This window comes from Mesorhizobium sp. C264A, assembly GCF_040324515.1.
Classification (GTDB): domain Bacteria; phylum Pseudomonadota; class Alphaproteobacteria; order Rhizobiales; family Rhizobiaceae; genus Mesorhizobium.
Window position 1 is genome coordinate 830,187 of record NZ_JAMYVY010000001.1, and the last position, 24,467, is coordinate 854,653.

Here is a 24,467-nt window from a genome sequence, read left to right on the forward strand (position 1 = left end):
GGCTTTCGGACTGAGTCAGGATATGGCTCCATCCCGCTGTTCAGGAATGCTTTTTCCGAAATCCTGATTTATGGTGTCGCGCCACTGTCCAGGGACCGCTGCATGTCTGAAAAGCCAGTCGAATCGTTGAGCGAAAGCGAAGCCGCGGATGAGCTCCAGCGGCTGGCCGAGGAGATCGCCGGTCATGACAGGCGCTATCATGCCGAGGACGCGCCGACGATTACGGACGCGGAATATGACGCGCTGCGGCGGCGCAACCTTGCCATCGAGGAGCGGTTTCCCGGTCTGGTACGCGAGGATTCGCCCTCGCTGCGGGTCGGCGCCGCGCCGGCGGAAGGCTTTGCCAAGGTGCGCCATGCGGTGCCGATGCTCAGCCTCGCCAAGGCCTACACAGACGAGGACGTCACCGATTTCATCGAGCGTGGCCGGCGCTTCTTCGACCGCGACAAGGATCTCGACATCGCGTTTACGGCCGAGCCGAAGATCGACGGACTGTCGGCGTCGCTGCGCTATGAACGCGGCGTGTTCGTGCAGGGTGCTACGCGCGGCGACGGCGCTGTCGGCGAGGACATCACCGCCAATCTCAGGACCGTCGCCGACATCCCCGCCAAGCTCAAAGGATCGGGCTGGCCCGAGACCATCGAGATCCGCGGCGAAGTCTACATGACCTATGCGGAATTCGAGGCACTGAAGGCCCGCTCGGCGGCGGTGGGCGGCCAGGACTATGTCAACCCGCGCAATACGGCAGCGGGCTCCTTGCGACAGAAGGATGCGTCCGTCACCGCCAGCCGCAATCTTAAATTTTTTGCTTATGCCTGGGGCTACACGACAGCGGATCCGGCGCCGACCCAATATGATTCGGTGCAGAAATTCGCCGAATGGGGGTTCAAGGTCAGCCCATTGATGGTGCGGGCGAAGTCGGTCGAGGAGCTGATCGCGCACTACCACAAGATCGAGGAGCTGCGTTCGTCGCTCGGCTACGACATCGACGGTGTCGTCTACAAGGTCGACCAGCTGGAATTGCAGCGTCGCTGGGGCTTTGTCACCGGTGAGCCGCGCTGGGCCGTTGCGCACAAATTCCCGGCCGAACAGGCGATGACGACGGTGCAGAAGATCGACATCCAGGTCGGTCGTACCGGTACGCTGGCGCCGGTGGCGCGGCTGGCGCCGGTCACGGTTGGCGGCGTGGTGGTCGAAAACGTCACGCTGCACAATGAGGACTACATCAAGGGTTTTGACAGCAACGGCTTGCCGATTCGCGACGGCATCGATGTCCGCATCGGTGACACGGTTGTCATACAACGGGCGGGCGATGTCATTCCGCAGATCGTCAGCGTCGTCGTCGACAAGCGGCCGGCTGATGCGGTGCCTTACGAATTCCCGCACATTTGTCCGGTCTGCGGCTCGCCGGCGACGCGCGAAATCAACGAGAAGACCGGCAAGGAGGATTCGCGCCGGCGCTGCACCGGCGAGCTGATCTGCGCCGCGCAGGCCGTGGAGCGGCTGCGTCATTTCGTGTCGCGCGGCGCGCTCGACATCGAGGGGCTGGGCGCCGAGAATATCGACCTGTTCTTCAATTCGGGACTGGTCAAGACCGCCGCCGATATCTTCACCCTCAGGGATCGCCGCCCGGCCGTCACCAGGGCGCTGGCCGAGCGGCGCGAGGAGCAGGCCAGGCAGCGCGAGGCGGCATCGGGCAAGGCGCGCAAGAATGTGCGCGGTGTCGAGGACCGCAATTATGAAGGCCTCGACAAGCTGTTCGCGGCCATCGATTCGCGCCGCGAGCCGGAGCTCGACCGCTTCATCTTCGCACTCGGCATCCGCCATATCGGCGAAACGACGGCGGCCGTGCTTGCCCGGACGTTTTCGACCATCGAGCAGCTGATCCGCGTCGGCAAGGAAACGGCGGCGGCTGAGGATCCGCACAGCGTCTTCCCCTCCATCAACGGCATTGGCGACACGGTGATCGATGCGTTGCGCGATTTCTTCGGCAATGAACGCAATGACGACGTGCTCGACAGACTGCTCGAACAGGTCAAGCCGAAGCCGTATGTCGTCACCGTGTCGGCCGACAGCGAGGTTGCCGGCAAGACCATCGTCTTCACCGGCACGCTGGAAAAGATGACACGCTCCGAAGCCAAGGCGATGGCCGAACGGCTCGGCGCCAAGGTGGCGGGTTCGGTGTCGGCGAAGACCGATCTGCTGGTGGCCGGGCCGGGCGCAGGCTCCAAACTGAAGCAGGCCAGCGAACTCGGCGTCGAAGTCATCGACGAGGACACCTGGCTGCAACGGGTCGGCAAGGCGTGATGGCCGGTTCGTTCAAAGGGTTCGGGCAAAAGGCCCTACCGTTCCTCAAGGCGCTCGACTTCCACCAGAGCCGCGAATGGTTCCAGGAAAACCGCGCGCTTTACGACAGCGAGTTGCATGAGCCGTTCTGCGATCTGGTCGAGACGCTGACCGAGCGCTTCGCGGCGGCGGGTCTGGGCTTGCGCGGAGACCGCAAGAAGTCACTGTTTCGCATCAACCGCGACGTGCGCTTCGCCAAGGACAAGCGGCCCTACAACCAGCATTTGTCGGCCATGCTGTCGCCGGATGGCACGAAGATGGAGCAGGGCGTGTTCTTCGTCTATGTCGGGATCGACCGCTGCTTTGCCGATGTCGCCTGGTGGAATCCGGAGCCGTCCCTGCTGCTGGCGATGCGCAAGGCGATCGTCGCCCGGCCGGCCGAGTTCCGAAAACTGCTCTCAACGCTGAAGAAAAACGGCTTCGAACTTGAAACCGAGGGCCGCATGAAGCGCACGCCGCGTGGCTTCGAGCAGGTCAACGAACCCGATCTTGTCGACGCCATCCGCAACCGGCACTTCTATGTCCAGCACATGATCGATCCGGCTGGAATTCACGCGCCGACGCTGGTCGACGAGCTTGTCGATTTCGCCTTGCGCGCCAAGCCGCTGCTTGACTGGGGCAGGGCGATCCAGGGCACGGCACCGCGGAGCTAAATCAGCCCGGCGCACTGCACGGCTACATCCGCATCAAAAGACCGCCGTCGACTGCCAGTTCGATGCCGGTGATGTAGCTTGCCGCATCGGAAAGCAGGAATAGCGCGGCATTGGCCATGTCCTGCGGCGTGCCGATGCGGCCGAGCGGCGCATAATTGGCAACGGCCGCGCGTTTCTCCTCGGTGTCCCAGCGCGCCTGCAGCGGCGTCAACGCCATGCCCGGGCAGATCGAATTGGAGCGGATGCCATCGCCCGCCAACTGCATGGCGAGCGACTTCGACAGCGCACAGACGCCGGCCTTCGATGCCTGGTAGGCATCCTGCGGGGTCGGATCGCCGCGATACCACTGGATGGTGGAGAAGTGCACCATGGCGCCGCCGCGTCCGCCGGCCCGCATATGGGGAACCACCGCCCGCGCGGTGTGGACGAAGGATTTCAGATTGATGTTGAAGACCTGGTCCCAGACATCGAGGTCCATCTCGAGGGCCGATTTGTCGCGACCGAACCAGAGCACGCCTGCGACATTGGCGAGATAATCGATGCCGCCGCGCTTGCGGCCCGCGGCATTGATGGTCTGCTCGACAAAGGCGGCGTCGGTAAGGTCGCCCTGGGCAAAGGTGAGCCGGTCGTCATAGGCGGCAAGCGACGCCGGACGCGGCTTGACGTCGATGGCGGTGACCGAGGCGCCGGCCTCGAGCAGCGCCAGCGAGATCGCCTCGCCCATGCCGCCACCGGCGCCGGTGACGACTGCGTGCCTGCCGGTGAAATCATAAGCGATCATCCGAACCCCTTACCTGTTTTTACAACATCAGTTTCGCTGATTTGTTGGCTCAAGCGAATTCGTCTGACTTTTCAAACGCCGGCTCCTACATAGCAGCGCGAGATGGGAATGTGACATGTCGGCAGAGACCTTAAGCGAAAATTCCGTGGCCAGCGACTTCTGGGACGGCGTGCGGCTGTCGATGCCGGTGGTTGTCGCCGCGGCGCCATTTGGGCTGCTGTTCGGCGCCATCGCCGTCGACAACGGCTTTTCCGTTCTCGAAGCTTTCTTGATGAGCGCGCTGATCTTCGGCGGCGCCAGCCAGATGGTCGGCATCGAATTGTTCGGCCAGCATGTCGCGCCATGGCTGATCGTGCTGTCGATCTTCGCGGTAAACTTCCGTCACGTGCTTTACTCCGCCAGCATCGGCCGGCGAATCGCGCACTGGCCGGTTATCAGCCAAGCGCTGGGCTATTTCGTGCTCACCGATCCGCAGTTCGCGGTGGCGGAGCGCAAGGCCGAAGCCGGCGAGACCGTTGGCTTTGCCTGGTATATGGGCCTTGGCCTGCCGGTGTATGTGTTCTGGGGGATCGAAAGCGCGCTGGGCGCGGTTTTCGGCAAGCTGATCCCCGACACGCATGCGCTTGGCATCGATTTCATGCTGCCGATCTATTTCCTCGGGCTGGTCATGGGCTTTCGCAAGCGGCCGCTCTGGCTGCCGGTGGTGATCGCCAGCGCCGCCGCGTCGATCATTGCCTACCAAACTGTGGGATCGCCCTGGCACGTCTCCGTCGGCGCCGCTGCCGGCGTGCTTCTGGCCGTCATCCTGCCGCCGCACCATAGCGGCGTGGAGGCAAAACGATGAGCGCGACTTTGTGGATCATCATTGCCGGCGCGCTCGCCACCTATCTCACCCGCGTCGGCGGCCATCTGGTGATCTCGCGTTTCGACCACATCCATCCACGCGTCGAGGCCGGCTTGAACGCAGTGCCGGCGGCGGTGCTGACGACGCTGGTGGCGCCCGCCGCACTCAGCGCCGGACCGGCGGAATGGGCGGCACTGGTCGTCGCCGCTGTGGTCTCGCTGCGCGGCGGCCTGATGGCGATGTTTCTGGCCGGGGCGGTGGTGCTGATCCTCGCCCGGCAGTTTGTGGCATAGGGCGCCTGCGCGCGGAACAGTTTCGAACTGTCGGCGCCGCCGCTCATTGCCCTGCCGGGCGTTCGTCACTCGAAAAGCCAAGCAATTGGCTTTTCGTCCGCTTCGCGGACCGCTCCTCACCTCCCCGTATAGTGACGGGGAGAAAGAAGCTCATTTCAGATCTTGGCATCATGCGGCAGTGGTGCCGTCGCCTTCTCCAGCCAGGCCAGCGTCTCGCCGTCGAGCATCGGGCCGATCTCGGCCAGCACCCAGGCATGGTAAATATCCAGCCAGTGCAACTCCTCGCGCGTCAACAGGTCGGTGCGGATCAGCCTGATATCGATCGGCGCCAGCGTCAGCGTCTCGAAACCGTGCATGGCGATGTCGCCGCCCTCCACCTGTTCAGCCGGTGTCACCAGGATCAGGTTCTCGATGCGGATGCCGTAGGAGCCTTCCTTGTAATAGCCGGGCTCGTTGGACAGCATCATGCCGGCCATCAGCTTTTCGGTGCCGGTGCGGGCGATGCGCTGCGGCCCTTCATGCACGGCCAGATAGGAGCCGACGCCGTGGCCGGTGCCGTGGGCAAAGTCGCAGCCATGCTTCCACAGCGCCATGCGCGCCACCGCGTCGATCTCCGAGCCGCGCGTGCCGGCGGGAAAGCGCAGCGTGGAAATGCCGATCATGCCCTTCAACACCAGCGTGAAGCGCTCGCGCATCTCCTCGGTCGGCTGGCCGATCGGCACGGTGCGGGTGATGTCGGTGGTGCCATCCTGATACTGGGCACCGGAATCGAGCAGGAACAGCTCGCCGTTTGCCAGCTCGCGGTTGGTGGCGCGCGAGACGCGGTAGTGCATGATGGCGCCGTTCGGGCCGCTGCCGGAAATGGTGTCGAAGGAGACGTCGCGCAGCGGCATCTGCGTTTCCTCGCCGGTCTGCCGGCGCACCTCCTCCAGCTTGGTGACAACGGTTATTTCGTCGAGTGTGCCCGGCTTCTGCCGTTCCAGCCAGCACAGCAGTTTCGCCACCGCCGCCCCGTCTCGGCGGTGCGCGGCGCGGCTGCCGGCGATTTCCGCCTGGTTCTTGGTGGCGCGCGGAATGCGGGCGGGATCGGCTGCTGAAACAAATGTGCCGCCATTGTCCTCGACCAGCATTCTCAGCTTTTCCGCCGCCAGTACCGGATCGAGCGCGATCTTGGCGCCGCCCTTGGCAAGGGCTGCGACCGCCGCCTCGAATTCGCCGGGCTCGTACAGATCGGCGAGTTGGGTGAGATAGGCGGCAACCGTGCGCGAAAACTTGCGCTGGTCCATGAACAGCTGGTGCTTGCCATCTGCTGCAAGGATCGCAAAGCCGAGCGCCAGCGGGGTGTGCGGCACGTCGCCGCCACGGATGTTGAAGGCCCAGGCGATCGAGGAGGGGTCGGTGAGCACGGCGTGTGACGCGCCCTCCTTGCCGATTACCGCCGCCAGCCGCGCCAGCTTGTCCTTGGCGAGTTCCCCGGCAAAGCCGATCGGGTGGATTTCGACTGGCGCCACGGGCGGCGCCGGCTGATCCTTCCAGATGATGTCGATCGGGTTCCTGTCGAGCGGCACCAGCGTCGCGCCGGATTGCTCGGCCGAGGTTTTCAGCGCCTTGACCTCAGCGATCGTGTGCAGCCAGGGGTCGAAGCCAAGCCTGGCGCCCTTGCCGAGATTGTCCTTGATCCAGGAGGCCGGCGGGTTGTCGACCAGGCTCTCGTTTGCAAAAATGTCGAGATCGACTTCGTGGCGCACTTGCAAGGTATAGCGGCCATCGACGAACATGAAGGCGCGGTCACGCTGCACAAGTGCTACGCCGGCCGAGCCGCTGAAGCCGGTCAACCATTTCAGCCGCGCCGAGCGATCGGCGACATACTCGCCCTGGTGCTCGTCCGCGCGCGGCACAAGGAAACCGTCGAGGCCATTATCCGCCAGCCATCGCCGTAGCAACGTCACGCGCGGCTTGCCGACGCTGGGGTCGCCTGCGGAATCGAAGGTCTGGAACATGGTATGCCTCCTGTATCGGGCGCGACCGTAGCGCATGACCCGGAAAACCGGAATCGATTTTCGCCAATCGCAACAGGCTCGGATTGTCCAAAGCGCGTTGCGTCTCAGTGCTTGAGGTGGATCGTCACCCAGCCTTCGCGGTGCAAGGTCCTGACATGGCGGAAATTCTGGCCGACATAGGCCGAGATCACCGCATTGCACTGGCGCTCGAGGATGCCGGACAGCACGATCGAGCCGCCGAGGCTGATGTGCCTCGCCATCTCAGGCGCCAGCCGCATCAGCGGCCGCGCCAATATGTTGGCGACGATGAGGTCGAAAGGCGCGCGCTTGCCGAAGATCGGGTGGTGGAAGCCGGGCGCCGTCACCGTTTCGACCAGTGCCTTGACGTGGTTGAGGCGGGCGTTGGCGGCGGCGACCCTGACGGCGATCGGATCGATGTCGGTCGCCAGCACCGGAATATGCGCCAGTTTGGCGACGGCGATCGCCAGCACCGCGCTGCCGGTGCCGAGGTCGAGGGCATTCCTGGGACGTTCGCGGCGCACGACCCGTTCCAGCATTTCGAGGCAGCCGGCAGTGGTCCCGTGATGGCCGGTGCCGAAGGCAAGGCCGGCCTCGATCTCGATGGCGAGTTCGCCGCTGTGGCGCTTCCGGCGGTCATGCGCGCCATGGACGAAGAAACGTCCGGCGCGCACCGGTTTCAGTCCCTCCAGCGAGCGCGCCACCCAGTCGATGTCGGGCAGAACCTCGCGCTCGATCGGCTTCGACAGGGACAGTCCGGCAAGGCTGTCCCTTAGCCGCGCCTCAACCGCGTCGACATTGCCGTCGGTGTAGAGCGAAACCTCGTAGATGTCGCGGTCTTCATCGACTTCGAGCACGGCGATCGGCAGGCCTTCATCCTCGAAAGCTGGCTCGAGCGCGGCAAAGATGCGGTCGGCCTCGATCTTCCCAGCGATGAAGTGGAGCCTGGTCTGACCCATCAGCTGTTCTCTTGCTTGAGCATGATCTCTGGACAACACTTTTCTGTCCGAGAAAACCGGATTCCACATTTCGGGATCATGCCTAGCCTGCCGCCAGCCGCTTCAGCTTGGCGATCGCGGTATCGGCGCTTTCGCCATAGGCTATGGTGCCCGAAAACTCGCCCTTGGCGTTGAGCAGCAGCGCGGAGGCGGTGTGGTCCATCGTGTAATCGCCGTCGCCGGTGTCGACCTTCTTCCAGTAGATGTTGAAGGACTTCGCCATGGCGTGCACCTTGTCGGGATCGCCCGATATGCCGACGATGCGGTCGGAGAAATTGCTGACGTAAGTGTTCATCACCGGCGGCGTGTCGCGCTCTGGATCGACGGTAACGAAGTAGGCGTTGAGGTTCTTGCCGTCGTCGCCCAGCGCCTTCAGCCAGCCGGCCATTTCGAACAAAGTGGTCGGGCAGACTTCCGGGCAATGGGTGAAGCCGAAGAAGACGATGCTGGGTTTTCCCCTGAAGGCGGCTTCGGTGATTGGCGCGCCTTTCTGGTCGACCAGCGTGAATGGCGCACCATACGGCTCGCCACCATAATGGCCGCGATAGAAGTCAAAGGTGAGCCAGCCGATGCCCGCCGCCATCAGAACCAGAATGCCGACCAGAATTGAACGCATCATCAGGAAGTGTCCGTCGCAGAAATCGAGCGCCGGATCGGCGCTCCTGTTGGCGAGCAGTCTTAGCCGGTCGCAGGGAGCAAGGCAAAGATGCCGCGTTGCCGCAACCGGGCTGGACGCTACCTTGCAAACAGCTGGCCCTTATCCCACCTGAGAGCGGCAAACCGAACCTGAGGAGGCTCCCTTGCAAAGACGGACTGGGCAGAGACGGATTGGGCAGAAACTGATCGGCGGCGCGCTGGCCGCATGCATTGCCCTTGGCGCCGGTGCCGCCGCGGCAGAGGAGGTCGGCAAGGTCGGCGTCGATTGGGTCGGCAACGACATCATCGTCGAGGCGATCAAGGACCCCAAGATCGACGGCGTGACCTGCCATGTCTCCTATTTCGACCGCAGCGTCATCGACCGGCTGCACAAGGGCAACTGGTTCGAGGATCCGTCTGATTCCTCGATCTCCTGCCGCCAGACCGGGCCGATCACCATCGGCGACATCGACATGAGCGAGGGCGGCGAAGAGGTGTTCAAGCAAGGCATCAGCCTGATCTGGAAGAAGCAGGTGGTGAACCGCATCTACGACAAGAAGAACGAGACGCTGATCTATCTCTCGCATTCGCGCCAGGTGCAGGACGGCTCGGCGAAAATGTCGGTGACGACCGTGCCGCTGTTCGGCCAGAACGTGGTGTGGACCGGCGGCAAGCCGAAATAGCCGGTCGGAGCCGACGCAAGATCGACCCGCCTGCGGGCCCGACGGCGACGCGACAATTGCTTCCGCAATTGCGCGGGGGTAAATCCGCCAGATGGACCGTACCGAAAACCTCGTCCTGAAAGATCCGGAGCCGCGCATCCATCCGACCGCGGAGCTGAAAGCGTGCAAGCTTGGCCGCTATGCCTCGATCGGCGAACGGGTGGTGCTGCGCGAGGTCAATGTCGGCGATTTCTCCTATTTCGAGCGCCACGCCGAGGCGATCTACACGACGATCGGAAAATTCTGCTCGATCGCCGCCAACAGCCGCATCAATGCCTTGGAGCATCCGATCGAGCGGATCACGCAGCACAAGCTCAGCTACCGGCCGAACGAGTATTTCCGCTGGCTGGGCGTCGACGCGGCGTTCCGCGCGCGGCGGCAGGCCAAGGCGGTCGGCATCGGCAATGATGTCTGGATCGGCCATGGCGCCGTCATCATGCCCGAGATCAGCATCGGCAATGGCGCCATCATCGGCGCCAATTCGGTGGTGACGCGGGATGTGCCGGCCTACACAATCGTCGCCGGCGTACCGGCGAAGCCGTTGCGCATGCGCTTTCCCTCCGAGATCGCGGCGCGGATCGAAAGCCTTGCCTGGTGGGACTGGCCGCCGGAGAAACTCGCCAAAGCGGTTCCCGACATGCAGGCCTTGCCGATTGAGGATTTCCTCGATCGTTGGGAGCAAGAGCATTCCTGAGAGCTCGCCGCGCGTGCGCGGTTTCATCGACTGGCTGGCCGAAATCCTGGCGCCAAAATTCTGAACGGCACGTGTCGGGAAGAGTTCCGCCGGTCTGCGGCAACGCAACGGACCCCTTCCGCCATGCGGGGGTGGCGCAGCGGAAGGGGCTTGGAGACAAATCCGCCGTGAAGCGGAACGAACAGGTTTTGGCCTGCATGGTGACTAATGGCAACAAACCGATAAGGCGGCTTTTCACGGCGCTGCGCCTTTGGCGTGCATACAATTGCACCAGCGATGCCCTCTGCGACAGGGAACCGGAAGCGGCTGCCGGTTGTTTATTGTTGGAGCGATGAATGCGGCCTTGGTCAGCTCGTCGCGCTTTGAACGGTTGAGGATGTGAATGATCGAAAAGCTGTTTACCAGAATCGCCAACACCGTTTCGCACTTGGCGGGCCTGCCGCCGACTTTCATCGCCTGTTGCGCCATCGTTATCGTCTGGGCGGTAAGCGGGCCATTCTTCGGCTTCTCCGATACGTGGCAGCTCGTCATCAACACGGGAACGACGATCATCACCTTTTTGATGGTGTTCCTGATTCAGAACACCCAGAACCGCGACGGCGCCGCGGTTCAGGCCAAGCTCGACGAACTGATCCGCGTCAGCGAGGGCCACAATCATTTCATCGGCATCGAGCACCTGACCGAATCCGAGGTCGAGGAGATCAGAGACAAATGCGAGCGGGCGGCAAAACGCCATGACCACGAGCTCGCCGAACTGGCGGGCAAGAAGGCCGTCGCGCAAAAGCGCACCGCGAAAAAACGCGCGCCCGCCTGAGTCTCGGCTTTGGCTGAGTTCGACGATCAGTTTCCCATAAAGGCCGCGAAAGCGTCCTTATGGTCGGGGTGCCAGCGCGAGAGAGCAGGCCGGTTCTCGATGATGTCGCCGATCGCCCAGGCCATGCGCTTTTCATCGGTCGGCCGCATCACCTCATTGTCGGGGCAGAGGATGTAGAAGTCCCCACGCGCCAGCGAAGCCAGCATGAAGTCGACCACCTGCTCGCCGGTCCAGGCGCCAGCGGGTTTTTCGACCGCTCCTTCGGTGAGGCCGGTGAAGGTGAAGCCGGGAATGAGAAGATGCGCCGCGACCTTCGCGCCCGGCTCGTTGCGCAATGCGTGCGCCAGCCCTTCGGTGAACGTCTTCAATGCCGATTTGGAGACGTTGTAGGCGAGATTGCCGGGTGGCGTGGTGATGCCTTGCTTGGAGCCGGTGTTGATGATCAGGCCAGGCTCTCCGGAGGCCAGCATGGCCGGAGCGAAGGCCTCGACGCCATGTACGACACCCCAGAAATTGATGTCGATCATCCGCTTCCAGGCGTCGCCGTTCTCCCACGGTTTTCCCGGATTGTTGCCGACGCCGGCATTGTTCATCAGCAGCGATACGGCGCCGAAAGCGGCATGCGTCTTTTCCGCCAGCCGGCCGAGTTTGTCGGCCTTCGACACGTCGGTGGCGACGGCAAGCACGGCATTCTCGCCGGCGATCGCGGCGACTGCCTGGCGGGCCGCATCGAGGCGCGCGCCGCCAATGTCGGCCAGCACCAGTCTCATGCCCATAGCCGCCAGCCTTTTGGCAGCGGCAAGCCCGATGCCGCTGGCGCCCCCGGTGATGACGGCGACGTTGCCTCGGCTGAGGGCGGGCAAAGCGGATTGGATTTCGGCGTCGGAGGTCATGATCTTTTTCCTAGGGTTCGGGTGGCGCCGAACTTAGCGCGGGACGCGCATCGTGCAAGGCCGTCCCGCGTGTTCGGGTTGACCGCATCAACGGCGGCTGTGCATGCTGCGGCCGAACAGGGAGATTGCCGATTGACCGACTGGGTTGCGATCCTGAAGGAGCAGACCGCCACCGGCGACCAGATGGGCCGCGAGGTGCCGCAGATGCTTGCCAATCCGGACATAAGCGAAGCGCAGGTGAAGACCTTGTTTTCGGCACTCGAAAAACAGGCCGAGTTCGTCGAGAAATTGCGCATGGCGCTGGAAAAATTCGGCCATGATTTTTCGATCATCAAGGCGGCCGAGCGGCTGGAGGAGCGCTATGCCGACCTTGCGGCGTCGGTTGCCGAAAAGCTGAAGGCGATGCGCAAGTAGAGACGTCCTACGCTACTTTTCCAGCACCCGCGAAAAACGCGTGTCCGGCACGAACCAGACGGCGGCCACCAGCACAAAGATCGCAACGCCGATCCATTGGTTGACGAAGGCAAGCGGGACGGCTGCGGCGTAGAGGGCCACCGAGATCTTGCCCTTGCGGTCATTGCCCAGCGCCTTGGCGAAGGCGGTGTCGTTGCCGTGCAAATGGTGCAGCTTGGTGGCGAGAAAGGTGTAGGCGACCGCGCACAGCACCAGGTCGATGCCATAGACGGCGACGGGGACCGGCGCGAAATGGTTCTCGCCCATGAAGGCCGTCGTTGCCGGCATCAGCGACAACCAGAACAGAAGGTTGAGGTTGGCCCACAGCACGCGGCCGTCGACCCTTTGGACGGTGTGGAACATGTTGTGCAGATTGTTCCAGTAGATGCCGACATTGATGAACGACAAGACATAGCTGAAAAAGATCGGCCACAGCGGCAGAAGCGCTGAAAAATCCTCGCCATGCGGCACTTTCAGCTCCAGCACCATGATGGTGATGATGATGGCGACCACCCCATCGGTGAATGCCTCGACTCTACCTTTTCCCATGGATTCTCCCTCTCGATGGAAAGACGTTAAGCGAGGACTTCGGGCAAGACCATCCTGACAAGGTTGTCAGGATGAAGTTCGGCGCGTGGAACGGCCATCCTTACATGGACGTTGGGGCGCAATTGGGCGTTGGGCGATTGGCCGGAGGTTGCCATGACCAGCTATGCCGAGACCACGACGCGCGACAACGGACTCGATGGCCGGCCCGCGATGGCCGCGGTTGCCGCCATGATCGCCGCGCTGTTCGCCGGCAGCACGGTGCTGACGCCGCTTTACGTCATCTACAAGCAGGCCTTCGGTTTCTCGCAGATCACGCTGACGCTGGTCTACGCCGTCTATGTCGTCGGCAATCTCGGCGCATTGCTGATGTTCGGGCGCTTGTCCGACGGCATTGGTCGCCGTCCTGCGGCGCTGGCGTCGATGGCCATAGCGGTGGTCAGCGCGGTGGTGTTCCTGCTGGCCGAGAATGTCGCATGGCTCGATGTCGCCCGCATATTGAGCGGCCTTGGCATCGGCGTCGGCGCGGGAACCGGCACGGCCTGGCTTGCCGAGTTGATCGAGGGTAAGGACAAATCGCGCGCGGCAATCATCGCCACCAGCACCAACTTCGTTGGCCTTGGCCTGGGCGCGCTGGCATCGGGCCTGCTCGCCGAATATGCGCCCTGGCCGTTGAGACTAACGTTTGCGGTCTATCTTGCCTTGCTCGTGGTGGTGACGCTGTTGATCTGGCGTACCCGCGAAACCGTGTCCCGGCCGGGCAGGCTGACCGATGTTTCGCTGCGGCCGCGGCTGTCGGTGCCCGCTAATATCCGCGCCGCTTTCGTGGCGCCGGCCGTCACCGGCTTCGGCGCCATGGCGCTGGTCGGCTTCTATGCAGCCCTGGCGCCGAGCATCCTGGCGCAGCAGCTGCATGTGGCCAACCATGCCGAGGCTGGCGGGCTGTTCTTTGAACTGTCGATCGTTGCGGCCGCGACCATTCTGGCCACGACCCGACTGTCCAGTCGCGCCGGCATGCTGGCCGCGCTGGCGCTGATGATCCCGGCCGTAGGGCTGATGGTTGCTGCTCAGTTTTTCGCGTCGATGTCGCTGATGATTGCCGCCACCGCTGTGTGCGGCGTGGCGGCGGCGCTCGGCTATCGCGGCGGCTGCAGGTGGTGAACCAGATCGCACCTGCCGAGCGTCGCGCCGAATTGGTGTCGGCGTTCTTCATCTGCTGCTTCTGCGGCAATGCGCTGCCGGTGATCGGCATTGGGCTGCTGTCGAGTTGGGCCACTCCGACGACGGCAAGCCTGGCCTTCGCCGGCATGATCACGCTGTTCTCTGTCGTAGCGCTGGGGTTCGGCGTCAAATACGCGCGCTGAGCCTCACCCGTTTGGCGTCCCGGGCGCCATGTTTGCCCGTCCGCGCGGGATGCCGAGGCCGGTGTCGGGCGGCTCGCCGGCGGCCGGCCGGTCCTCGATCATGTGCATGGTGCGCCAGCGGCCGAAGCGATAATAGGCGGCGGCCAGCACCAGCGAGGTGATCGATCCCGCCGGAAAACTCCACCACAGCGCTTCCTCGCCGATGTAGCTCCTGAAGAAGTAGGCAAAGCCGGTACGCACGACCATCACGGAAATCACCAGAATGATCAGCGGCGGCATCACGGCACCGGTGGCGCGCACGGTCGCGAACAGCACGATGGTGACGCCGAACAGGATGAACGACCAGGACGCCACCTTGTTGATGTGGGCTGCAATGTCGATTGCGGTGCTGTCCCCGCTAAGGAACAGGCCGAGTACCGGCCTGTCGAAGAAGAACAGCAGCGCCACCAGGGCGCCGGTGAGCACCAGGTTGAAGCCGACGCCGGACGCCGCGATGCGACCGATGCGGTCCCAGCGCCCGGCGCCGACATTCTGGGCCGCCATCGACGAGACTGCGGCGCCGATCGCCAGCGCAGGCATCTGGATATAGGTCCACAGCTGCGCCGCGATGCCGTAGGCGGCGGCGACCTGCGAGCCGTAGGAGTTGACGATGCCCATCACGGTCAGCGCCGCCGCCGAAATGACGATCATCTGCAGGCCCATCGGCACGCCCTTGAGGACGACGATCCTGAGCAGCGCCGGATCCGGCCGCAGCAGAGCGAGGTTCGCGCCGGCGAGCCGCAACGGATGCTTTCTGGCATAAAGCACGACGAGGATGGCGATCACGCTCACCGTCTGGCCGATCAGCGTCGAGGTGGCGGAGCCGGCGATGCCGAGCTCGGGGAAGGGGCCGATGCCGCGAATGAGCAGCGGATTGAGGATGATGTCGAGCACGACGGCGAGCGCCATGAAGAGGAATGGCGTGCGCGAATCACCCGCACCGCGCAGCACCGTCATGACGAAGGACAGAAGATTCATCATCGGCACGGCGACGAAGATGATGCGCAGATAGGAGCGCGCCAGCGGCAGCGCATCGGGCGGGGTGCCCAGTGTGTTGAGGATGGCGTCGACCCAGATCCAGCCGCAGACGGCGAAGATAGCCGAGACGAGGAAGAAGAAGCTGGCGCTGGTGCCGACGATGCGCCGCGCCTCGGGCAGGTCGCGGGCGCCGACCGATTGCGCCACCAGGATGGTCGCGGCCATGCCGATGCCGAACACGGTGCCGAGAATCAGGAACAGCACCAGATTGGCGTTGGAGGTGGCGGTCAGCGCCGATTCACCGAGGAAGCGGCCGACCCAGACGGCGTTGATCGAACCGTTGAGCGATTGCAGCACGTTGGAGCCGAGCACCGGCAGAGCGAACAAAAGCAGCGTGCGCGGAATCGGGCCGCTGGTCAGGTCGCCGGTGCGCCGGCGCGGTGGTATTTTTTCGTCCATGGGCTGTTCGGCGAAGGTTCATCTCAAAGTCCGCCCGGCAATGATCGCCGATTTGACGGACAAGGTCGATGCGGCATTGGAACATGCCACCTGGCGGCTTCACGCTAATCAGTTCTCAAAACATCCGGAATGGGATATGGGTCGTCGCCGCGTGGGGTCGCATATCCTGTTGGATATGATGAATAGGCTGGGGGGATCATGTCCGACAATCCGCTTTTTTCCGAGCGCCTGAACCGGCGCGCGTTTCTTGGAATATCCGCTTTGGGTGCCGCTTCCATGGCGCTTTCAGCCTGCACCACGACCGATGTCGTGGTGCCGCCAACGCCGGCGCCGGCACCCGCACCCGAGCCCGCTTTCGGCGATGCCGCCACCATGTATTCGGCGCGCGTCGATGAGGGCTTTTCATTGCCGGCAATCCCCGTGGCCAAGCTCGATCCGAAGTTCGTGCGCCAGATCGTGGACGATCCGACCGGCGAAAAACCCGGCACGATCGTTGTCGATACATCCGAGCATTTTCTCTATCTGGTGCGCGACGGCGGCAAGGCAATGCGCTATGGCGTCAGCCTCGGCAAGGCCGGGTTTGGCTGGACCGGCAGCGCCGTGATCCAGGCGCGCAAGAAATGGCCGGTGTGGACGCCGCCGCCCGAAATGATCCAGCGCCGGCCGGAACTGGCGAAATATAAGGACGGCATGCCGCCGGGACCGCAGAGCCCGCTCGGCGCGCGTGCGCTCTATCTGTTCCGCGACGGCAAGGACACGATGTACCGGCTGCACGGCACGCCGGAATGGGATTCCATCGGCAAGAACGCGTCGTCGGGCTGCGTGCGCTTCATGAACCAGGACATCATCGACCTCTACAGCCGGGTCAACGGCGTAGCCCAGGTCTATGTGCGCCCGAACCTGTCGGCCGCGGGCAAGATCATGGCTGTGTCGAGCCGGACCGCCGAGCCGATCGATGCCGGCGTGCCAAGGGATGCGGAGATTTTGAAATAGGTGCCTTCACGGCATCGCTGATCGCCGACAAACGGTTAGAGGCGGACGCGCCGGGCGCGTCCGCCTTTCCGTATACGGCTACTTGTTGGCGAGGCCCGGAAGCGTGACCTGATAGACCAGGAACATGGTGTCGACATCGGCGCCGTCGTCGGCCTTGTAGGGCGCGCCGACCTGAAAACCGTCTTGGGTGAGAAAGTCGTTATCGTTGCCGACGAACAGGAAATAGTCGTCGGGCAGCGCCGGATCGAGCACGCTGACCACAGACATTGCTTCCCACTTCTCCGACAGATTGTTCTTGTCGTTGGGCTTGCCGTCATGCAGGCCGAAACGGCCAAGTTCCTTGTTGTCGTTGATGTCGATGAACGGCGTCAGCCTGGCCGGGGTCACCGAGGGGTCGAGCACGCCCTTGGGCGCCAGCGGCTTGTCGGCGGCATCGAAGGCGCCGCCGGCAATGTCGGTGGCGCCAGAGACGTCGACGACGAAAATCTGGCGCAGCAGCGAAGTATCGCCCTTCACCCCCTGGCCGTTTCCGCTGTCGCGCGCCAGCATCAGGAAGGTCTTGTCGGACAGCGCCACGATTTCGCTCTGCGCGGCGACCTTGGTCTTGTCCTTGGCGTCCTTGAACACCGGCAGCGGCACGGCATATTCATGCACCAGCTTGAGATGGGCCGGGTCGGAGGCGTCGTAGACCAGCGCGCGGGTGTTCTGGCGCGTCGCGGGCGAATCGCCGCCATCCTGGCGGGGCGCCGACTGCAGCACAGTGATCAGCGACTTGCCGTCCGGCGTCAGCGCCATGCCTTCGAGGCCTTGATTGTTCTGGCGGCCGGTTTCGGGATCCTTCGGATCGGGTTCGGCTGCACCGGGGCCCGGATTGTCGGAGGCGAAGTTCGGCGCGCCCTTGCGCATCGGCACCAAAGCGGCGGGCGGCTGCGTTGCCGACAACAGATGGCCGTCGGCCGAGAAGCGGTAGATGTTGGGGCCGTATTCGTCAGAGATGAACATGGTGCCGTCGGGCAGCCGCGCGATCGCCTCATTGTCGAGCGCCAGCTTGCCATTGGCCTCGGGCAGGATCGGCAGGTCGCCATTGGCCGCGCGCACGCCGTTGAGCGGATCGAGGCCGGTGGCGTCAGCGCCCTTGTCGTCGGTGAGGAGCAGGGAATCGGCAAGCGTCGCCTTGACGCCTGTCTGTTCCTGGCCGGAGGTGGGCGTGGCGCCTAGTGCTACCGGCGTGAACTCGATGCGAATAGTGTTGAGGCGCGGCCGGTAATCGGTGGTGCCGACGACATTGTAGCCACGGTCCGGCAGCAACCAGAGCGAGCCCTTGTAGCCGTCCGCGCCACGGGTCCAGCTTGCGGCGTCGATGGACATGCCGGAGCCGGAGCCGAAGGTCTCGCCGAACTTGTCCTTCTGATCGGCCGGGATGCGGCCGACGCCGACCAGGCCCTTGTTGACGAAGCCGCCAACGGTGGCGGTGCTGTCGGCAAGGGCAGGGGTCAGGGCGGTAAACAGCGCCAGCGCGGCGCCGAGCGACACGGTTCGGTGCGAGATTTTCATGGAGATCCTTTTTGTGACAAGCCTTGAGCGGCGCAAAGGGGCCACCGCATCGCATCGACGATGTCGCCCTCTCGCAAAGCGGTCTAGGACGCGAACATGATACTTGCGTGACAGAGAGGGCCTCTTCCTTCTCCCTTGTAGGAGAGGGAAGAGCGCAATGATCAATCGCTGTCGCGGGCGATCAGTTCCAGCGGCCAGACTTCGCGGATGATGCGCGGACCTTCCGGGCCGGCAAAGGCGGGAAGCGAGGCCAGCAGCATTTCGGCCAGCCGCCGGCCCATCGGCTCCAGCGACGGACGGAAGGCGGTCAGCGCCGGCGAGAAATAACGGCAGAGCGGCGTGTCGACGATGACGATCACCGCGATGTCGTGGCCGGGCCTGATGCCCATCTCGGCCAGTGCCTTGCAGCCGCCGAGCGCCATTGCGTCATTGTTGAAGATGATGGCTGTGGGCCGGTCCTTGGAGAGCATCACGCGCGGCGTCACCTGGTAGCCTCCGGCCTCGTTGATGAAGCCGTCGGCGATCAGGCCGGGGTCGACTTCGATGCCATGCCGCCCCAGCGCCTTGCGGTAGCCGTCGAGGAACAGGTAGCCGAAGTTGAGATCCAGCGAAGGGCGGATGGCGGCAATGCGGCGGTGGCCGCGCGCGACCAGCCGGTCGACGGCTTCATCACCCGCCCTCTCGAAATCGATATCGAGCGAAGGATAGGTGTCGTCGCCGGATTGACTTCGGCCAAGCGTGGCGAAGGGAAAGCCAGCCTTGCTGAGATAGTCGATCCGATCGTCTTCCCGCCGTGTATTGGCCAACACGACCGCGTCGGCTCGGCGCGTCTCAACCACGCGGCGCAGCCTCTCCTGCTGATATTGGCCGGGCTCGCCCATGACGACCATCAGATCCAGGTCATCCTCGGCCAGTCGGCCCTGCAGACCGATCAGGAACGGGATGAAGAACGGTTCGCCATATTGCTGGTCGCCCGGATGCGGCTGCAGCATGAAGGCGATCGAATGGGTGGTGCCTTGCCGCAGACTGCGGCCGGACTGGTTGGGCGAATAGTTCAATTGCTTGGCGGCGGCGAGCACGCGCTGGCGGGTGTCGGCATTGACGTCGGCGCGGCCGTTCAGCGCCCGCGACACGGTGCCGATCGAAATGTTCAGGTGACGCGCAAGGTCATGGATGCTGGACGCCAAGGACAGTTCTCCCCCTGTCTTGGCTAGCACCGGCTGCCGCCCAGGCCAAGGCTTCGGGATGATTTTCGCTGGCAGCCGATTGACATTCTACGCCATCGGGTGTGTTCTCGTAAACGTTTACGGAGAAACGTTTACGGTGATGCCGGAAATGCCGTGACATTCGGTCTGGAGGGACCGGACGGGAGGAATGCCGGATGATGAATGCCGTCCTCGTCGGCTGTGGTGCGATGAGCAAGGCCTGGCTCGATGCCGCGAGGCAGATCGACGGGCTGGCCATTGTCGGCCTTGTCGATCTCGACGCCGAACGGGCGAAGGCGAGGGCGCACGAATACGGGCTCGACGGCGCGGTAATCGGCACCAGCCTCGACGCGGTGCTCGACCAGACCAGGCCCGACGCGGTGTTCGATGTCGTGGTTCCAGCCGCCCGGCGTGATGTCGCCTTTGCCGCCTTTGCCCATAATTGCCATCTGCTGACGGAAAAGCCGCTGGCCGATACTCCGGAAAATGCGCGCGCCATCGTCGATGCGGCGCGTAACGCGGGGCGCGTCCATGCGGTCGTGCAGAACCGCCGCTATGTCGCCAATGTCCGGCGCATAAGGCGCTTTCTCGACTCCGGCGCCATCGGCAAGCCAACCAGCATCCATGCCGACTTCTTCGTCGCGCCGCATTTCGGCGGCTTTCGCGAGGAGATGGCGCATGTGCTCTTGCTCGACATGGCGATCCACACATTCGACGCCGCCCGCTACATGGTCGCAGGCGATCCCGCCGGCGTCTATTGCCAGGAATGGGAGCCGGCCAATTCCTGGTACCGGCAGGGATCGTCGGCCAGCGCTATCTTCGATCTCGGTGGCGGCAAGCGCTTCACCTATGCAGGCTCCTGGTGCGCGGCGGGCTTCCGCACCAGTTGGGAGAGCACATGGCGCATCGTCGCCGAGCACGGCAGCCTGCTCTGGGACGGCGAGGACGGGCTGAAGGCCGAGGTTGTGTTGTCGGTCCGCGACGGCCTGTTCGACCTGACCCAGCCCATCATCGTGCCGCCGCTCGATCCCGCCGACCGCGTCGGCGGTCATCTCGGCATCATCAAGGATTTCATGCACGCCATCGAGACCGGCAGCGAGCCGGAAACCCGTGGCAGCGACAACATCAAAAGCCTGGCCATGGTTTTTGGCGCCATCGAAAGCGCCGAGACCGGACGGCGCGTCGCAATCACACAGGAAGCATCATGATGCCAAACCCGCTTCTCGACATCCGGATCGGCGCCATGGTGCGGGCCAATCTCGAAGACCCGGCCGCCTACATCAAAGAGATTCTGCCGCTCGGCTTCGAGAGCATCCAGCCCTTCTTCTGGCAGACGCTGGGCGGCAAGGATTTGGCGCGGCTCGCCGGTGAGATTGGCGAGGCGATCGGCGATGCCGATGTCGCCGTGTCGTCGATCGGCGTGTTCGGCAATCCGCTGGAGGATGGCGAGGTCGATCGCGGCGTGCTCGCGGCCTGGGAAACCGTCATCGACAATGCGCATCTGTTCGGCGCTTCGATCGTCAGCGGCTTCACCGGACGTCTGCGTGGCAAGAAGCTGACAGACAGCCTGCCGCGCTTCCGTGAGGTTTGGGGTCCGCTGGCCAGGCGCGCCGCAGACAAGGGCGTGCGCATTGCCTTCGAAAATTGCGCCATGGATGGCAACTGGGCGGCCGGCGACTGGAACATCGCCCACAATCCCGATGCCTGGGAGTTGATGTTCAACGAATTGCCCGACGACAATCTCGGCCTCGAATGGGAGCCCTGCCACCAGCTTGTCTACCTCATCGACCCGATGCCGCAGATCCGCAAATGGGCGCCGCGCATTTTCCATGTCCACGGCAAGGACGCGACGGTGCGCTGGGATGTGATCCGCGAGCACGGCGTGTTCGGCAAGCTGCCCTTCGTGCAGATGCGCACGCCCGGGTTTGGCGACAGCGACTGGACGCGGGTGATCAGCGAATTGCGGCTGGCCGGTTACAAGGGCGCCATCGACATCGAGGGCTGGCACGACCCGGTCTATCGCGGCGACCTCGAAATCACAGGCCAGGTGCGCGGGCTGGAATACCTCAAGCAATGCCGGGGAGGAGCGACCTACCTGCCGAACCCGGCGTGACCGAGGGCCGGTGGGAGGAGCCGGCCTGACAGATTGCCAAGCACTGCCGACAAGCACTGCCGACAGGCGAACGACGAAACCCCTCGGCTCACCGAGGACAAAAGGGAGGAACGTGCATGAGCATCGCAATGAGAACGACACTTCTGCGCTCGACCGTCGTGGCCGCCGCCACGGCGCTGTGCGCTGCCATCTCCACTCTGCCGGCGCAGGCGCTCGACGCCCAGTGGTGCAAGGATGTCCACATCCGCTTTTTCGTCGGCGGCGCCGAGGGCGACGCTTTCGGCACCATCGTCTACAATGGCGCCAAGCAGGCGGCGTCCGATCTCGGGCCGAAGGTCGACTACATCTTCTCGCAGTGGGACGTCGAGAAGATGGTGCAGCAATTGCGTGAGGCCGTCGCCGTGAAGCCAAACGGCATTGCCATGATGGGCCATCCGGGCGACGCCGCGATCATGCCGCTGGCCGAACAGGCGCATAAGGACGGCATCAAGATGATGTACCAGAACGTGCCGGTGCCGAAGGTGGTGGACGCGTTCGGCGGCGGCTATGTCGGCGCCCAGCAGGAGCAGCAGGGCCGCGCGCTCGGCACTGAGGCGTTCAAGCTCGGGAAGCTCAAGTCCGGCGACAAGGCGATCATGATCGGTCCGTTCGAGAACGAGGCCCGCGGCGCGCGCGAGCGCGGCACGGTGGCAGCACTCAAGGAAGCCGGCGTCGAGGTCATCCAGCTGTCGTCGCCGCCGAGCGGCGAATGGGCGTCCGACCCCAATCTGGCGATACCGGTGATCACCGCGGCCCTGCTCAACAATCCCGACGTCAAGGCGGTCGGCTATCCCGGCGGCCAGATGCTGGGCAACGTCGCCACCTACATGCAGGCGGCAGGACGCAAGCCCGGCGACATCTTCAACTTCGGCTTCGATACCAGCCCGCAGATCGTCGAGGCGTTCAAGGGCGGCTGGGTGCAGCTGACGGCTGATCAGCAGCCGTTTCTGCAAGGCTATCTGCCGATCCTCAGCCTTTGCCAGCAGGTGGTGCTGGGCCTGGCGCCGATGAATGTCGACACCGGGGCGGGCTTCGTCACGCCGCAGAATTACGAGATCGTCGCCGAGCTCGCCAAGCAGGCGCTGCGCTGACCTCCCAAACTGCCGGCTGGGCGCAAGCCCGGCCGGCAGGACCGCCGGCACCAGGCCGGGATGATACCACAGGAGCGAGGATCGCCATGGCCGAACGCATCATCGAACTGCGCGACATCAGCAAATCCTATGGCCAGGTCTATGCGCTGGGCGGGGTCAATCTCTCGGTCGACCGCGGCGAGGTGGTTGGCCTGATCGGCGACAATGGCGCCGGCAAATCGACGCTGATCAAGATCCTGTCCGGCGTCGTCAAGCCGACCAGCGGCGAGATCCTGGTGCGCGGCAAGCCGGTGACCGGCTGGAGTGCGGCACGCTCGCGCGACGCCGGCATCGAGACGGTCTTCCAGGACCGGGCGCTGGCCGTGCAGCAGACCATCGTGCGCAACATCTTCATGGGCCGCGAACTCACCGGCTTCATGGGCTTTCTGAAGGTCAATAAAGAGATAGAGGAGGCGAGCCGGCTGATGCGCGAGATCGGCTTTACCTCGAAAGTGTTCACGCCGCATTCGATCGTCGGCCAGCTCTCCGGCGGCGAACGCCAGGGCGTGGCGATCGCGCGCGCCATCTACAAGCAGGCCGAGCTGATCATCCTTGACGAGCCGACGACGGCGCTGTCGCTGACCGAGACCGCCAAGGTCTTCCATTTCGTGCGCCAGGTGCGGGCGAGCGGCCGTTCGATCCTGTTCATCGGCCACAACATCCACCATGTCTTCGACATCGCCGACCGCTTCGTGGTGATTGACCGCGGCAAGGTGGCGCTGACCGCCGATCGCACCGAGGTCAAGTCGGCCGAAGAGCTGATCAATTTCATGGAAGACGTTGCGCATCCCGGAGGATTGCCGGGGCTGCACGAGGCCGGCGACGCGGAGAGGGCAGCACGATGAGCAAGACCATGGAACCCGATCTGCAGAGCCCGCTCGGCGGCAAGGCGGCCCGGCCTGAGTGGAAGCACCCGTCCGACCATTGGCTGCGCGGTTTCGTCATCGACAACCGCGCAGCGCTCGGCACGCTCGCCGTGTTCATCATCATGATGGCGGCGTTCCTGATCGCCAACCCGACCGTGTTCACCACCTGGTATCTCTACAGATCCGTGCTGACCACGCTGCCGGTTGCCCTGTTCGTGGTGGTGCCGCTGGTCTTCGTCGTCACCTGCGGCGAGATCGACCTGTCGTTTCCCGCAACCATGGGCTTTGCCTCCTGGGTGTTCGCGCTGGTGGTGCAGGCCGGCTACGATCCGTTTCTCGGCATCGCAGCGGCGATTCTCACCGGCACGCTGCTCGGCTTTCTCGTCGGATCCCTGGTCGTTTATGGCGGGCTGTCGTCGCTGATCGCCACGCTCGGCATGAATTTCCTGCTGCGAGGACTGATCCAGATCATCAACGAGGGCAGATCGACGGCATTGACCGGTCTCAGCGACAGCTGGGCGTACACCATCTTCTCCGGTCAGGTGTGGGGTTTTCCGGTACAGGTCTTATGGGCACTCGCCTTCGTCATTTTTTCGGCAATGCTCTACAACCGGCACCGCTTCGGCGCGCAGGTGAGGGTCGTCGGCGACAACCCCGACAGCGCCCAGCAAATGGGCATCGACGTCAAGCGTGTGCGGGTGAAAGTGTTCATCTTCACCGGCATCGGGGCCGCGATCGCCGGCACGTTTTCGGTGATGATCAACTTCACCTGGTGGCCGACCGCGGGCGACGGCTATCTCTTGCCGGTGCTGGCTTCGGTGTTCGTCGGCGGCACGCCGACCTGGGGCGGCATCGGTACGGTTGCCGGTGGAGCGATCGGCGCGGTCACCGTGTCGTTCATCCAGACCGGCGTCGTGGCGGCGGGCCTGAGCGGCTTCTACGTCCAGTTCTTCAACGGGCTGATCATCATCCTGTCGCTGCTGGGGCACAAGTGGAACCAGGCGCGGTACAGGTGAGGGGCGGGCTAAATTGACGG

At 64.0% G+C, this 24,467-nt stretch carries 25 protein-coding genes; 16 read left to right on the forward strand and 9 right to left on the reverse strand.

What is annotated here, in order from left to right; genetic code table 11:
• Positions 1-102 precede the first annotated feature (102 nt).
• Positions 103-2,307: an NAD-dependent DNA ligase LigA gene (ligA, locus tag NKL04_RS03985; RefSeq protein WP_023699601.1), complete on the forward strand. Its 2,205-nt coding sequence runs from the start codon at positions 103-105 to the stop codon at positions 2,305-2,307.
• Positions 2,307-2,999 carry a DUF2461 domain-containing protein gene (locus NKL04_RS03990; protein ID WP_023688039.1) on the forward strand — a complete coding sequence of 231 codons (693 nt, stop codon included), beginning with the start codon at positions 2,307-2,309 and terminating at the stop codon, positions 2,997-2,999. Before ligA ends, NKL04_RS03990 begins: the two co-directional genes overlap by 1 nt.
• 22 nt (positions 3,000-3,021) lie before the next feature.
• Here the strand turns inward: NKL04_RS03990 and NKL04_RS03995 are convergent, their stop codons facing one another.
• Entirely contained in the window at positions 3,022-3,780 is a 759-nt protein-coding gene (locus NKL04_RS03995; protein WP_023688040.1) for an SDR family NAD(P)-dependent oxidoreductase, read from the reverse strand.
• 115 nt (positions 3,781-3,895) lie between these two features.
• Between NKL04_RS03995 and NKL04_RS04000 the strand changes: the two genes are divergently transcribed.
• Positions 3,896-4,624, forward strand: a complete 729-nt coding sequence (locus NKL04_RS04000; protein ID WP_023699600.1) for an AzlC family ABC transporter permease — start codon at positions 3,896-3,898, stop codon at positions 4,622-4,624.
• Positions 4,621-4,917, forward strand: coding sequence for an AzlD family protein (locus NKL04_RS04005; protein WP_023688042.1), 297 nt, complete (start codon positions 4,621-4,623; stop codon positions 4,915-4,917). Before NKL04_RS04000 ends, NKL04_RS04005 begins: the two co-directional genes overlap by 4 nt.
• A 155-nt stretch (positions 4,918-5,072) precedes the next feature.
• Here NKL04_RS04005 and NKL04_RS04010 read toward each other — a convergent pair whose 3' ends face one another.
• The 3 genes from NKL04_RS04010 to NKL04_RS04020 all read right to left on the reverse strand — a co-directional run bounded on the left by NKL04_RS04010 (position 5,073) and on the right by NKL04_RS04020 (position 8,552).
• A complete protein-coding gene (locus tag NKL04_RS04010; RefSeq protein WP_023688043.1) occupies positions 5,073-6,917 on the reverse strand; it encodes an aminopeptidase P family protein in 1,845 nt (614 codons plus the stop codon).
• 104 nt (positions 6,918-7,021) lie between these two features.
• Complete coding sequence (locus NKL04_RS04015) at positions 7,022-7,894, reverse strand: 50S ribosomal protein L11 methyltransferase (protein WP_023682125.1); 873 nt, start codon at positions 7,892-7,894, stop codon at positions 7,022-7,024.
• Between the two features lie 82 nt (positions 7,895-7,976).
• Positions 7,977-8,552: an SCO family protein gene (locus tag NKL04_RS04020; RefSeq protein WP_023682124.1), complete on the reverse strand. Its 576-nt coding sequence runs from the start codon at positions 8,550-8,552 to the stop codon at positions 7,977-7,979.
• A gap of 181 nt (positions 8,553-8,733) precedes the next feature.
• On the opposite strand from NKL04_RS04020, the gene NKL04_RS04025 reads away from it, so the two are divergent.
• The 3 genes from NKL04_RS04025 (at position 8,734) to NKL04_RS04035 (ending at position 10,799) form a co-directional block, all read left to right on the forward strand.
• Entirely contained in the window at positions 8,734-9,252 is a 519-nt protein-coding gene (locus NKL04_RS04025; RefSeq protein WP_023753104.1) for a CreA family protein, read from the forward strand.
• A 91-nt stretch (positions 9,253-9,343) separates the two neighbouring features.
• On the forward strand, positions 9,344-9,985 hold the full coding sequence (locus NKL04_RS04030) for an LbetaH domain-containing protein (protein ID WP_023699599.1): 642 nt from the start codon (positions 9,344-9,346) through the stop codon (positions 9,983-9,985).
• Between the two features lie 382 nt (positions 9,986-10,367).
• On the forward strand, positions 10,368-10,799 hold the full coding sequence (locus tag NKL04_RS04035) for a low affinity iron permease family protein (RefSeq protein ID WP_023750938.1): 432 nt from the start codon (positions 10,368-10,370) through the stop codon (positions 10,797-10,799).
• Between the two features lie 26 nt (positions 10,800-10,825).
• On the opposite strand, the gene NKL04_RS04040 is transcribed toward NKL04_RS04035, so the two are convergent.
• A complete protein-coding gene (locus tag NKL04_RS04040) occupies positions 10,826-11,692 on the reverse strand; it encodes an SDR family NAD(P)-dependent oxidoreductase (protein ID WP_023699598.1) in 867 nt (288 codons plus the stop codon).
• A gap of 132 nt (positions 11,693-11,824) precedes the next feature.
• On the opposite strand from NKL04_RS04040, the gene NKL04_RS04045 reads away from it, so the two are divergent.
• On the forward strand, positions 11,825-12,106 hold the full coding sequence (locus NKL04_RS04045; RefSeq protein WP_023668298.1) for a hypothetical protein: 282 nt from the start codon (positions 11,825-11,827) through the stop codon (positions 12,104-12,106).
• 12 nt (positions 12,107-12,118) lie between these two features.
• Here the strand turns inward: NKL04_RS04045 and NKL04_RS04050 are convergent, their stop codons facing one another.
• Positions 12,119-12,694: a TMEM175 family protein gene (locus NKL04_RS04050; protein WP_023682120.1), complete on the reverse strand. Its 576-nt coding sequence runs from the start codon at positions 12,692-12,694 to the stop codon at positions 12,119-12,121.
• 153 nt (positions 12,695-12,847) lie between these two features.
• On the opposite strand from NKL04_RS04050, the gene NKL04_RS04055 reads away from it, so the two are divergent.
• Together NKL04_RS04055 and NKL04_RS04060 are read left to right on the forward strand one after the other, a co-directional pair.
• Positions 12,848-13,852 carry an MFS transporter gene (locus NKL04_RS04055; protein ID WP_245271332.1) on the forward strand — a complete coding sequence of 335 codons (1,005 nt, stop codon included), beginning with the start codon at positions 12,848-12,850 and terminating at the stop codon, positions 13,850-13,852.
• On the forward strand, positions 13,849-14,055 hold the full coding sequence (locus NKL04_RS04060) for a hypothetical protein (protein ID WP_245271331.1): 207 nt from the start codon (positions 13,849-13,851) through the stop codon (positions 14,053-14,055). Before NKL04_RS04055 ends, NKL04_RS04060 begins: the two co-directional genes overlap by 4 nt.
• Before the next feature lie 3 nt (positions 14,056-14,058).
• Here NKL04_RS04060 and NKL04_RS04065 read toward each other — a convergent pair whose 3' ends face one another.
• A complete protein-coding gene (locus NKL04_RS04065; RefSeq protein ID WP_023699597.1) occupies positions 14,059-15,531 on the reverse strand; it encodes an MATE family efflux transporter in 1,473 nt (490 codons plus the stop codon).
• A 198-nt stretch (positions 15,532-15,729) separates the two neighbouring features.
• On the opposite strand from NKL04_RS04065, the gene NKL04_RS04070 reads away from it, so the two are divergent.
• The gene (locus NKL04_RS04070; RefSeq protein WP_023699596.1) at positions 15,730-16,524 is read left to right on the forward strand and encodes a L,D-transpeptidase; all 795 of its coding nucleotides are present in this window, start codon (positions 15,730-15,732) and stop codon (positions 16,522-16,524) included.
• A 78-nt stretch (positions 16,525-16,602) separates the two neighbouring features.
• Here the strand turns inward: NKL04_RS04070 and NKL04_RS04075 are convergent, their stop codons facing one another.
• Together NKL04_RS04075 and NKL04_RS04080 are read right to left on the reverse strand one after the other, a co-directional pair.
• Complete coding sequence (locus NKL04_RS04075; RefSeq protein ID WP_023699595.1) at positions 16,603-18,078, reverse strand: esterase-like activity of phytase family protein; 1,476 nt, start codon at positions 18,076-18,078, stop codon at positions 16,603-16,605.
• A gap of 161 nt (positions 18,079-18,239) precedes the next feature.
• Positions 18,240-19,265 (reverse strand): LacI family DNA-binding transcriptional regulator, encoded by a 1,026-nt coding sequence (locus NKL04_RS04080; protein WP_023697001.1) that lies wholly within the window; start codon positions 19,263-19,265, stop codon positions 18,240-18,242.
• A 194-nt stretch (positions 19,266-19,459) separates the two neighbouring features.
• Between NKL04_RS04080 and NKL04_RS04085 the strand changes: the two genes are divergently transcribed.
• The 5 genes from NKL04_RS04085 to NKL04_RS04105 all read left to right on the forward strand — a co-directional run bounded on the left by NKL04_RS04085 (position 19,460) and on the right by NKL04_RS04105 (position 24,447).
• The gene (locus NKL04_RS04085) at positions 19,460-20,491 is read left to right on the forward strand and encodes a Gfo/Idh/MocA family protein (RefSeq protein ID WP_023699594.1); all 1,032 of its coding nucleotides are present in this window, start codon (positions 19,460-19,462) and stop codon (positions 20,489-20,491) included.
• Positions 20,488-21,396 carry a sugar phosphate isomerase/epimerase family protein gene (locus NKL04_RS04090; RefSeq protein ID WP_031208947.1) on the forward strand — a complete coding sequence of 303 codons (909 nt, stop codon included), beginning with the start codon at positions 20,488-20,490 and terminating at the stop codon, positions 21,394-21,396. The genes NKL04_RS04085 and NKL04_RS04090 overlap by 4 nt, the downstream gene beginning before the upstream one ends.
• A 116-nt stretch (positions 21,397-21,512) precedes the next feature.
• Entirely contained in the window at positions 21,513-22,526 is a 1,014-nt protein-coding gene (locus tag NKL04_RS04095; RefSeq protein ID WP_023699592.1) for a substrate-binding domain-containing protein, read from the forward strand.
• A gap of 86 nt (positions 22,527-22,612) precedes the next feature.
• Positions 22,613-23,410: an ATP-binding cassette domain-containing protein gene (locus NKL04_RS04100; protein ID WP_023668308.1), complete on the forward strand. Its 798-nt coding sequence runs from the start codon at positions 22,613-22,615 to the stop codon at positions 23,408-23,410.
• Positions 23,407-24,447 (forward strand): ABC transporter permease, encoded by a 1,041-nt coding sequence (locus tag NKL04_RS04105; RefSeq protein ID WP_023682111.1) that lies wholly within the window; start codon positions 23,407-23,409, stop codon positions 24,445-24,447. The genes NKL04_RS04100 and NKL04_RS04105 overlap by 4 nt, the downstream gene beginning before the upstream one ends.
• The last annotated feature ends 20 nt before the right edge of the window (positions 24,448-24,467 follow it).